Raw genomic sequence first — 11,183 nt, 5'->3', positions numbered from 1 at the left:
CCCTGCGCTACGCCTCGGCGATCGCGCTCTTCGTGCTCTCGTGCGGCGCGCTGGCGACGAGCGTCTTCAACCCCTTCATCTATTTCCGGTTCTGAAGGCGATGGTCGGGGCGCGCTCACGGCTGAAGATCGGGCTCTTCCTCGGCCTGCTCGGCCTGCTCTTCGTCCACCAGCGGGCGCGGCTGGTCCCGCGCATGGGGCTGGCGGGCGAGGAGGTGCCCGTGCAGCTGGCCCCGCTCACGCCGCGGAGCTGGTGGAGCGGGCAGTTCCAGGAGTCCTGGGATCGCTGGGTCTCCCGGCGGCTGCGGCTGCGCGGGTGGCTCGTGCGGCTCGACAACCAAGTGGGGATGACGCTGTTCGGCCAGCCCCCGACCAACGGCACGCTGATCGTGCTCGGCCGCGACGGCACCCTCTTGGAGAAGGCCTACGTCGACGAGTACAACCGGCCGCGCCACCTGACGCCGGAGCACGTCGCGGAGATGGCCGCGCGCGCCAGGCGGCTCGACGAGCTGCTGCGCGGGCGCGGGTCGCGGCTGATCGTGGTGCTCGCGCCGGGCAAGGCCGAGATGTACCCCGAGCTGCTGCCGCCGCGGCTCGTCGTTCCCGGGCGGCAGCGCCGGCGCAGCATGTACCAGCAGGTGGCGCCGGCGCTGCGCCGCTCGGGCGTGGCGCTCCTCGACGTCCCGGTCATTCTGCGCAGGGAGCGCAAGCGCGACGGGACGCCCCTGTATGCCAAGGGCGGCACGCACTGGAACCACTACGCCAACGCGCTGCTCGCCGGCCGCCTGCTGGCGCTGCTCGAGCGCGAGGAGCCCGGGCGGTTCGTGCAGCTCGCCGTGAGCGGCTCGCGCACGGACGGCACGGTCTGGGCGACGGACAACGATCTGGGCGAGCTGCTGAATCTCTTCTGGCCGAACCCGTGGCCGGGCCCGCAGACGCACCCCGTGTTCGAGCGGCGACAGGAGGGCGGCGCGCGCCCGCGCCTGCGCTTCACCGGCGACAGTTTCGCGCTGCAGTTCCTGAATTTCATGACCGCCGAGAGGCTCATCGAGCCCGGGGAGAGCCTCGACTACTTCCGGCGGCGCATCCGCTTCCCCGGCCCGATCGTCGAGCCGCTGGAGCGGGGGAGCTTCGACGCTGCCCGGGAGCTTGCCGGCACGGACGCGGTCGTGCTCGTCATGAGCGACTGCAACATCGGCCACTTCGGCTTCGGCTTCGTCGAGGCGGCGATCGCCGGCCTGGAGCGGGCTGCGCCATCGTCCCAATCCACCAGCTCGAAGCCGTAGTTCCGGTTTCCAGGACGGGTTCGGTCCGCGGCGATCGCCTTGTGCGCTTGTCCGTCTCCGGAACGGAAGCCGAGGCGGATCGGAGCGTCCCGGTGCGTCCTGGCAAGGAAGGGGCAAGCGCGCGCGGAGGCAGGCTGGTGCCTGCCGCACAAGCAGCGCGGGCCCCGACGCCGCCAGGGCGCGCCGGGGCCTCCGAGCCGCCCCGGCTACAGGTACTTCGCCCGGAGGGCCACCTTGTTGGTCTTGCCGACGCTGGTCTTGTCGATCGCCTCGACGACCTTCACCTTCAGCAGCAGCGCATGCTTGGAGACGAAGCCCTTGTCGGCGTAGCCCTTGACGAAGTGCACGATGTCCTTCTCGACGGCCGCGCCGGCCTCCGTCCCCGGCTTGAGGACGACGAGGGCCAGGGGCCGCTCGCCCCAGCGGTCGTCGGGCGCGCCCACGACGGCGACCTCCGCGACCGCTGCGTGCTGCGCGATAAGGTCCTCGAGCTCCAGCGACGAGACCCACTCCCCGGCGACCTTGACCACGTCCTTGAGCCGGTCGGTGATCCGCAGGTAGCCGGCCTGATCGCGCACCGCGATGTCGTTGGTGTGCAGCCAGCCGCCCTGCCAGAGCTTCTCGGAGTTGCTCGTGTCCTTGAGGTACCCCTGGGTGAGCCAGGGCGCGCGCACGACGATCTCCCCGGGGGTCGCGTTGTCGGCCGGCACGTCGCGGCCGGCGTCGTCGAGCAGCCGCACCTGGACGAGCGGCAGCGGCAGGCCGGTGCGGCTGCGGACCTCGGCCTGCTGCTCCGGGCCGAGGGCGAGCATCTCCGGCTTGAGGTGCGCGACCGAGAGGATCGGGCAGGTCTCGGAGAGGCCGTAGCCGGCGAGCACGTCGATGCCGCGGCTCATCGCCTCCAGGCACAGGGACCGCGGCATGGCGGCGCCGCCGATGAGCATCGTGATCCCGGAGAGGTCGTACTTCTCCGCGCCCGGGGTGCGCAGGAGCATGCGCAGGATGGTGGGCACGCAGTGGGAGAACGTCACCTTCTCGGTGCGGATCAGCTCCAGGAGCAGGTCCGGGACGTAGCGGCCGGGGTAGACCTGCTTGAGGCCCATCGAGGTCGCCAGATACGGCACGCCCCAGGCGTGGACGTGGAACATGGGCGTCAGCGGCATGTAGACGTCCTCGCGGTGGAAGCGCCCGTGGGTGCGCTGCGTGCCGAGCGCGGCCATCGCGGTGATCGTGTGCAGCACCAGCTGGCGGTGGCTGAAGTAGACGCCCTTGGGCAAGCCCGTCGTCCCGGTGGTGTAGAAGGTCGTCGCCCGCGTGTTCTCGTCGAACTCGGGAAAATCGAAGCGCGGCGGCGCGGCGGCGAGCAGGGCCTCGTACGCGCCGGCGAAGGGCAGGCCGCCGCCGGCCGGCGCGTCGTCGTCGGCGAGCAGCACGTACTTCTTCACCGTGTCGAGGCGCCCCTTGATCGCCTCGAGGATCGGCTGGAAGTCGCGGTGGACGAGGATCACGTCGTCCTCGGCGTGGTTGATCGTGTACATGATCTGCTCGGGGGTCAGCCGCACGTTGACGGTGTGCAGCACGGCGCCGATCATCGGCACCGCGAAGAAGCACTCGAGGTAGCGGTGGCTGTCCCAGTCGAGCACCGCGACCGTGTCGCCGGCCTTCACGCCGAGGGCCGTCAGCGCCCCGGCGAGGCGGTGGACCCGCTCGCGGAACTGCCGGTAGGTCAGCCGCAGGGACCCCTTGTAGACGATCTCCTGCTCCGGGGCGTCGACCAGCGGCGCCTCGAAGATCTGCCTGATCAGGAGCGGATAGCCGTGGGCCGACGGGGTGCGTGGGACGAGGTGCTCGGTCATGCGGGTCTCCTTGTCGTTGGCGCCATCGCTGCTCGCGGCGGGCGCGGGTTGCCCCTGGTCCTCCGGCCCGCGGGGCCGGCGCGGGAAGGATAGCGCAGGGCGCACCGCCCGCCAAGCCGGCGGTCATGGCGGTCGACAGTCGACAGTCGGCGGTCGCGGCCGCGCTTGGCGTGTGGACGGGCCCGGCAGGCCGGCGTAAGGTGAAGGCGATGAGGTTCTGTTTCCGGGGGCTGCACCCGCAGGTCGCCGTCGGCACCGCGTCGGACCGCTACGCGGGGTGGATCGGGCAGATCTACACCCGCGAGCGCTACGCGGGCCGGATCACCCGCCGCACTCACGAGGTCGGCGGGCGGCGGTACCTGGAGGAAGTCCTGCCGGTCGACAGCGTCGAGGAGTATTTCCAGCACTTCGGCGCGCTCGAGCTGGACTTCACCTTCTACCGCCCGCTGCTGGATGAGCACCTGCAGCCGACCGACACGTTTCACATCGTCCGCACCTACGCCGGCCACCTCAGGGAGGGGGACCGCGTCTTCCTCAAGGCCCCGCGGGCCGTCATGGCGCCGCGCCTGCGCAGCGGCGGCTGCTTCGTCCCCAACTCCGACTACCTTGACGCGGACTTCTTCACGCACCGCTTCTACGCGCCGGCGGTCCGGCTGCTGCACGACAACCTCGGCGGGATCCTCTTCGAGCAGGAATACCGACGCGCCGCCGAGCGCGACGCCGTCGAGGACGAGGCCGCCGACCTGGAGCGCTTCTTCCGGCGGATCCCGCCGGATCGGCGTTACCACCTGGAGCTGCGCACCGACGCGTACCTGGCGGAGCCGGTCTACGCGGTGCTCGCGCGCACCGGCGTCGGCCAGGCGCTCTCGCACTGGACGTGGCTGCCCCCGCTGGCCGAGCAGCTCGGGCGCGCGGGAGGGCGCTTCTTCAACGAGGGCGGCGAGGTGCTGGTGCGGCTCATGACGCCGCGGGGGATGCGCTACGAGGACGCGTTCGCCAGGACGCACCCCTTCGACCGGCTGATCGAGGGGCTGCTCTCGGAGCGGATGCTGGAGGACACGGTGTGCGTGATGCGCGCCGCAATCGCCGCCGGGCGGCACGTCACCGTGATCGTCAACAACCGCTCCGGCGGCAATGCGCCGCTGATCGCGGAGCGGCTCGCGGAGTGCTTCGGCGGCGTCGCTCAGCAGGTGAGCGACACGACGTCGCCGTAGCGGGGGACCGTCGCCTGCCAGCCGAAGCGCGACGCGAGGTGCGCGGCGAATGCGGCCGCCGCCTCCGGCTCGCCGTGCGTCACGAAGACCCGCCGCGGAGCGCGCGCGATGCCGGCCAGCCAGCGCGTGAGCTCCTCGCGGTCGGCGTGCGCCGAGAAGCCCGGGATGCTCTCGACCCGCGCCCGCACCGGGAGCATCCGCCCGAAGAGCCGCACCTCGGGGCTCCCGTCCTGGATCTGGCGGCCGAGGGTCCCGACGGCCTGGTAGCCCACGAAGAGCACCGTGCTCTCGGGGCGGGCGATGTTGGCGTCGAGGTGGTGCTTGATGCGCCCGCCGGTGCACATGCCCGAACCGGCGATGACCATCACCGTCCCCTTGATGCCGTTGATCGCCTTCGACTCCTCGACCGTGCGGATCATCTTGAGGCCGGAGAAGCGGAAGGGCGAAGCGCGCCGCGCCAGCGCCTCGCGCATCGGCGCGTCCAGGATCTCGGGGTGGCGCTCGAAGATGTCGGTGACGCGCACCGCCATCGGGCTGTCGACGAAGACCAGCAGCGGCTCGATCCGCCGCTCCTCGAGCAGCTCCGCGAGGTACCAGAGGATCTCCTGCGTCCGCTCGAGCGCGAAGCTCGGCACGACGATGTTGCCGCCGCGCCGCCGCGTGTCCGCGATCACCGCCGCGAGCTGCTCCTTGATCGACCCGCCGCCCTCGTGGACGCGGTCGCCGTACGTGGACTCCACCACGACCCAGTCCGCCTGCGCCGCCGGCTCCGGGTCGTTGAGCAGCGGCTTGTCCCAGCGGCCGACGTCGCCGGAGAAGAGCAGCCGCGGCGCCGCGCCCTGCCCGCAGCCGACCAGCACCGAGGCCGAGCCGAGGATGTGGCCCGCGTCGCGGAACGTGGCGGTGAGCCCGCCGCCGAGCCGGACCTCCGCCCCGTAGGGCGTGGGCGCGAAGAGCGCGGCGGCGGCCTCGACGTCCTCCGGGGTGTAGAGCGGCACCTCGGGGTGCGGGCCGGTGCGCTTCTCCCGCGTGTGGCGCTTGCGCTTGAAGGCCGCGTCCTCGACCTGCAGCTTCGCGGAGTCCTCGAGGACGACCGCCGCGACCTCGGCCGTGACCGGCGTGCAGACGACGCTGCCGCGAAAGCCGTCGTGCACCAGGCGCGGCAGGTAGCCGCAGTGGTCCACGTGGGCGTGCGTGAGCACCACGGCGTCGATCGAGGCCGGCGGGACGGGGAAGGGGTCCCAGTTGCGCGCGAGGAACTCGCGCTCCTGGTAGAGGCCGCAGTCGACGAGGACCCGGGCGCCGCCGTGCTCGAGCAGGTAGCGCGAGCCGGTGACGTTCTCCGCGGCGCCGAGGAACGTCAGGCGCGGGCCCGCGTCCGCCCGCCGCTCCACCGGTGCCGCCATCGGCTCAGCGCGCGAAGAGCGCGGCGATCCGCTCCTGTACCTGCGCCGCCGCCGCGCGCGGGTCCGGGGCCGTGCGGATCGGGCGGCCGACGACGATGTAGTCCGCGCCCCCGCGGAAGGCATCCTCGACGTCAACCGTCCGCTTCTGGTCGTCCGCGGGCTTGTTGAAGACCGGCCGGATGCCGGGCGTGACCACCAGGAACTTCCCGCCGAGGTGCTCGCGCAGCCGCGGCGCCTCGAGCCCCGAGGAGATGACGCCGTCGCAGCCGATCTCCAGGGCGCGGCGGGCGCGCGAGAGCACGAGGGCGGCGACGTCGCAGTCGAAGCCGAGGTCGGCGAGGTCCCCCGCGTCGAGGCTCGTCAGCACCGTCACGGCGAGGATCTTCACGTCCCCCTTGGCCTCGGCGGCCGCGCGCATGATCGCGTCGTTGCCGTGGACGGTCGTGAAGTGCACGCCGCGGCCCGCGACGTTGCGCACCGCCGCGCGCACCGTCTCGGGGACGTCGAAGAACTTCAGGTCGGCGAAGACCTTCTTGCCGCGGGCGGTCAGCCAGTCCGCCAGCTCCCAGTAGCCCCCGGCCATGAACAGTTCGAGCCCGATCTTGTAGAACCACACCGCGTCGCCGAGCTGCTCCACGAAGCGCTTCGCCTCCGCCGGCGAGGGCAGGTCGAGGGCGACGATGAGGCGGTCCCGCGCCGGGATGCCCTTGTCGGGGAGCGCGGCAGCGGGGGGATTCGTCATGGTGGTGCCATTCTCACGGCGCGCAACCGCCTTGTCAACGCCGGCGCCGTCCGGTCGTTACAGGCACATGCTGCGCAGGTCTGGCGGGAGCGGATTCTTCCGTTCTGGCAAGGCCAGCGGAAATGGGCGCGCGGAGGCGGTCTGGTGACCGCCGCACAAGCAGCCCTTTCCGCAACGCCGCCAGGGCGGAAGAAGCCCTCCCGACGGGCCCGCGCTACCTGGTGAACGGTTTCCGGTCCAACGTCGCGATGACCCCGTCGGGCGCCTTGCGCAGCACGATGTCGCACCGCCAGTGCGCGTCGTCGCGCGCCGGGTGGTCCGTCGTGTAGTGCAGGCCCCGGCTCTCGGCGCGCCGCGCCGCGCACTCGATGATCAGCTCGGCGACGGTGGTGATGTTGCGCAGCTCGATCAGGTCGTTGGTGACGAGCACGTTGCGGTAGTACTCCTCGATCTCCTCCTTGAGCAGGCGCACGCGGGCCCGGGCCCGGGCCAGCCGCTTGTCGGAGCGGACGATCCCGACGTAGTTCCACATCGCGCGGCGCAGCTCGTCCCAGTTCTGGCTGACCACGACCTCCTCGGTGCTCGCCGTCGCGCCGCCGGGGTTCCACGGCGCCACCGGCGGCACGGGCACGCGGGGGGCGGCCAGGGCCGACTCGAAGGCCCGGTGCGCGAAGACGACGGACTCGAGCAGCGAGTTGCTCGCGAGCCGGTTGGCGCCGTGCAGGCCGGTGAAGGCCGCCTCGCCGGCGCAGTAGAGCCCCTCGAGCGTCGAGCGGCCGCCGGCGTCGGTCACCACGCCGCCGCACATGTAGTGCGCCGCGGGGACGACCGGGATCGGCTGGCGCGTCAGGTCGATCCCCAGCTCGAGGCAGCGCGCGTGGATCGCCGGGAAGCGCTCGCGCAGGAAGTCCGCGGGGCGGTGGGTGATGTCCAGCAGCACGTGCTCGGCGCCGCTGACCTTCATCTCGTGGTCGATCGCGCGCGCGACGATGTCGCGCGGCGCCAGGTCCGCGCGCTGGTCGTACCTGGCCATGAAGGCCTGCCCGTCCAGGGTCTTGAGCACACCGCCCTCGCCCCGCACGGCCTCGCTGATCAGGAAGCCCTTCGCCGTCGGGTGGTAGAGGATCGTCGGGTGGAACTGGAAGAACTCCATCCCGGCGACCGCGGCGCCGGCGCGGAACGCCATCGCGACGCCGTCGCCCGTGGCCACGTCGGGGTTGCTCGTGTAGAGGTAGACCTTGCCGGCGCCGCCGGTGGCCAGGAGCGTCGCGCCGGCGACGAACGAGTGGACCGTGCCGCCGCGCACGTCCAGCACGTAGGCGCCCCAGACGCGGTCGTGCCCGTCGCGGATCGTCCCGCCGAGGCGCGACTCGAGGATGAGGTCGATCGCGATGTGGTGCTCGACGATCCGGATCCGCGGGTGCGCCCGGCAGCGTTCGAGGAGGATCTCCTCGATCTCGCGGCCCGTGGAGTCCTTCGCGTGCAGGATCCGCCGCCGCGAGTGCCCCCCCTCCATGCCGAGGTCGTAGCCGGCGCCCGGGGCCTGCCCCTGCGAGAAGTGGCAGCCCAGGTCGATCAGCTCGCGGATGCGGTCGGGGCCGCCGCGCACCACCAGTTCCACGACGTCGCGGTGGCAGAGGCCGTCCCCGGCGGTCAGCGTGTCCTGGACGTGCAGGTCGAAGCGGTCCTGGTCGCTCCAGACCGAGGCGATCCCGCCCTGCGCGTACCAGGTGTTGGAGGCGTGCGCCTCGCGCTTGGAGACGATCGCGACGGTGCCGTGCGCCGCCGCCTTCAGCGCGAAGGTGAGCCCGGCGACGCCGCTGCCGATGACGAGAAAGTCGCGCCGCTCCTCCACGGCACTAACGCGGCTTGTCGAGCTCGCTGCGGATGATGCCGTAGGTGTCCAGCTCTCCCTGGAGCTTCGCCTGCCCGAGGACCCACGAGCGTCGCAGGTCCTCGCGGGACTCCTCCTCGCGGCCCAGCGAGTCGTAGGCCATGCCGCGGCTGTAGAAGGCGACCCCGTACTGGGGGTCGCGCTCGATCGCCTTCGTGAAGTCCGCGACCGCGGCCTCGAACTGCTGCTGCGCCATGCGCCCCATGCCGCGGCGGTAGTACAGGCGGGCGTTGTCGGGGGCGAGCGCGACCGCGCGGTCGAAGTCCGCGAACGCCTCGTCGTGGCGCCCGAGGGCGATCAGGGCGGCGCCGCGCGAGGCCAGCAGCGTGGGGTTGTCGGGGGTCGCCGCCAGCGCGCTGGTGAACGCCGCCGCGGCCTCCTCGAACTTGGTCTGGGAGAGCAGGCGCTGGCCCTCCGCGATCAGGTCATCGATGTCCATGGGTGTCTCCTCCTTGCGTGGCCCCACGGTACCACAATCCCGCCTCACGCCCATAGGAATCCGGCGGCCGCGCGTTCCCGCCGTCATCCGTGCCGGGCCACGACCCGGCGGCGCCTGTTCACTTCCGTCTCGCCCTGATGCCGTCAATCCGCGAAAGCATTCAGCGGCTGCTCGACTGTCAATGCGCCGGCCACACTCAGCCAGCACAGCAAGCGGCCGGCGCATTATGACCGTTCACAGGCGCCCCCGGGCCGTCGCCCTGTTGACAAGGTTGGCCCGTTCCAGAGCGGTGCGGGGCGGTGCCGTGCGGCCGCTGAGTTACGCGCTCGACCTGGGCCTGTCCGGCCCTCCACTCGAAACCTGTAACTCGCCCCTCCGGGGCTCAGACAACAGGTTTCGCCCCTGACGGGGCCGCTCCGGTCCGGCCGCCCAGGTGCCCTCGCGCTCCACATGCGTCCGCCCGTCACCGCCCCGCCCCCGCTCTGTCCCAGGCCGACTTGCTCATCACATTGTGGATTGGCAGGCCGTCGAGAAGGGTCCAGATGCAAGGCGCCCGACGATCCGGCGACTGAGGCGGGCTCGTGCCCGCCTCAGGGAGGCGGGAGGAGAGCAACGCCGCAAATGGGCCCTTATCGGCGGCCTGCCCTCAGGAGAAGAAGCCGGTGAGCAGGAGGTTGAGCCGCTCGAAGACCCCCGTGATCAGCGCCAGCCCCATCGCCATCATGACGATTCCCGCCGCGACCTGCACCGGCCGCAGCCACCGGCCGCTGTGCCCGATGATCCGGAAGGAGTACGAGGTCGCCGCCGCCGCGAGGAGGAACGGGGCCGCCAGGCCCAGGGAGTAGCTCAGCAGCAGCAGCGCCCCCGTGGCGGCGGTGCCCGCGCCGGCCGCGTAGGAGAGCACCGAGAAGAGGATGGGGCCGACGCAGGGCGTCCAGCCGAACGCGAAGGCCATCCCCAGCAGCAGGCTGCGGACCGTGCCGACCCGGTGGTGATGGACCTCGAAGCGCCGCTCGCGGTAGAGGAAGCCCAGGCGCAGCACCCCGGAGACCTGCAGCCCGAAGATGAAGATCAGGGCGCCCGCGACGCGGCGTAGCGCCACGGCGTGCGTGCCGAGGAAGGCGCCGAGCGTCGTCGCCGTGAGGCCGAGCGCGACGAAGACGGCGGTGAAGCCGCTGGCGAAGATCGCGGCGTGGCGCAGCGTCCGCCCCAGGTGCGCCCCGGGCGGCAGCCGCTCGAGCTCCTCGAAGGAGAGACCGGAGATGTAGCTGAGGTACCCGGGCATCAGCGGCAGCACGCAGGGGCTGACGAAGGACACGAGCCCGCCGAGAAAGGCGGCGCCGTAGGAGATGCCGCCGCTCACGCCAGCACCCCGGCGGGCCCGCGGAACTTGCTTCCGGCCTCCATGATTGCTAGTCTACGCGCAAACCGGCACGAAAAGCAGCCATCGTGGATCGGACTCCCAGCGAACAACCGGGCGCACCGGCAGCCGTCGGCATCGACGCCGGCTCGGTCAGCGTCAACTGCGTCGCCCTCGACGCCGCGGGTACCCTTGTCCACGAGGAGCCGTACCGCCGCCACTTCGGCAGGACGGTCCAGGCGGTGCGCGAGGCGCTCGCCGCGGTGCGGGCGCGCTTCGGCACGGCCTGTCTGCCATCGGTCACCTTCACGGGCGCGCACGGGCAGGAGATCGCCGCGCGGCTGGGGGCCCCGTGGGAGCCCGAGACCGTCGCGCAGATCGTCGGCGCGGCCCACGTCGCCCCCGGCGTGCGCACGATCCTCGCGATCGGCGGCCAGGACGCGGCGCTCTTCGCGCTCGCCTGGGACGGCCCGCGCTGGCGGCTGGAGCACTTCGCGATGAACGGCCCCTGCGCCTCGGGGACCGGCTCGTTCATCGACCAGCAGGCGGAGCGGCTCGCCGCCACCCTCATCGCGCCGGCGGCGCAGGCGGACCAGGGGCGCCTGGAGGCGGTGCTCGCGGCCTTCATCCGCGAGGGGCTCTCGAGCGAGCGCCCCGCGCCCGTGGCCTGCCGCTGCACGGTCTTCACGAAGTCCGACATGATCCACCTGCAGAACAAGGGGGAGCCGCTCGCGAACATCGTCGCCGGCCTGCACGAGGGCAGCGCGGCGAACTTCATCAGCACCATCGTCGGGCCCCGCTCCCTGCAGCCGCCGCTGGTCTTCATCGGCGGCGTCGCCTCCAACCCGCTGCAGGTCCGCGCCTTCCAGCGCCACTACCCGGAGCTGACGGTGCCGCCGCACCACGCCTCGCTCGGCGCGCTCGGTGCGGCGCTGCTCTCGCTGCGGGCGGGCCGCGCGGTGGCGGTGGACGCCGCCGGTCTCGAGG

The 11,183-nt window shown here is 72.2% G+C and carries 9 protein-coding genes; 3 read left to right on the top strand and 6 right to left on the bottom strand.

All coding sequences use genetic code 11. The features are described from left to right. The first annotated feature begins 100 nt into the window (after positions 1-100). Positions 101-1,285, top strand: a complete 1,185-nt coding sequence (locus tag VI078_17265) for a hypothetical protein (protein HEY6001036.1) — start codon at positions 101-103, stop codon at positions 1,283-1,285. 206 nt (positions 1,286-1,491) lie between these two features. Here the strand turns inward: VI078_17265 and VI078_17260 are convergent, their stop codons facing one another. Then, entirely contained in the window at positions 1,492-3,141 is a 1,650-nt protein-coding gene (locus VI078_17260; GenBank protein ID HEY6001035.1) for a fatty acid--CoA ligase, read from the bottom strand. 209 nt (positions 3,142-3,350) lie between these two features. Here VI078_17260 and VI078_17255 point away from each other — a divergent pair, with 209 nt between their 5' ends. Then, positions 3,351-4,355, top strand: a complete 1,005-nt coding sequence (locus tag VI078_17255) for a DUF72 domain-containing protein (protein HEY6001034.1) — start codon at positions 3,351-3,353, stop codon at positions 4,353-4,355. On the opposite strand, the gene VI078_17250 is transcribed toward VI078_17255, so the two are convergent. From VI078_17250 to VI078_17230, 5 genes are all read right to left on the bottom strand, one after another. Continuing rightward, entirely contained in the window at positions 4,325-5,761 is a 1,437-nt protein-coding gene (locus tag VI078_17250) for an MBL fold metallo-hydrolase (GenBank protein HEY6001033.1), read from the bottom strand. The two genes, VI078_17255 and VI078_17250, sit on opposite strands and share 31 nt — an antisense overlap. Positions 5,762-5,765: 4 nt before the next feature. After that, positions 5,766-6,503: an orotidine-5'-phosphate decarboxylase gene (gene pyrF / locus VI078_17245; protein ID HEY6001032.1), complete on the bottom strand. Its 738-nt coding sequence runs from the start codon at positions 6,501-6,503 to the stop codon at positions 5,766-5,768. A gap of 214 nt (positions 6,504-6,717) precedes the next feature. Continuing rightward, on the bottom strand, positions 6,718-8,358 hold the full coding sequence (nadB, locus tag VI078_17240) for an L-aspartate oxidase (protein HEY6001031.1): 1,641 nt from the start codon (positions 8,356-8,358) through the stop codon (positions 6,718-6,720). Positions 8,359-8,362: 4 nt separating this feature from the next. Then, positions 8,363-8,836 (bottom strand): tetratricopeptide repeat protein, encoded by a 474-nt coding sequence (locus VI078_17235; GenBank protein ID HEY6001030.1) that lies wholly within the window; start codon positions 8,834-8,836, stop codon positions 8,363-8,365. A gap of 646 nt (positions 8,837-9,482) precedes the next feature. Beyond that, positions 9,483-10,199, bottom strand: coding sequence for a cytochrome c biogenesis protein CcdA (locus VI078_17230; GenBank protein HEY6001029.1), 717 nt, complete (start codon positions 10,197-10,199; stop codon positions 9,483-9,485). Positions 10,200-10,285: 86 nt separating this feature from the next. On the opposite strand from VI078_17230, the gene VI078_17225 reads away from it, so the two are divergent. Then, on the top strand, positions 10,286-11,183 hold an 898-nt coding region (locus VI078_17225), incomplete at its 3' end, for a BadF/BadG/BcrA/BcrD ATPase family protein (protein HEY6001028.1).

Source organism: bacterium (genome assembly GCA_036524115.1).
Lineage (GTDB): Bacteria > JAUVQV01 > JAUVQV01 > JAUVQV01 > DATDCY01 > DATDCY01.
Note: the sequence above shows the minus strand (reverse complement) of the source record. Positions and strands in the feature narration are given on the sequence as shown.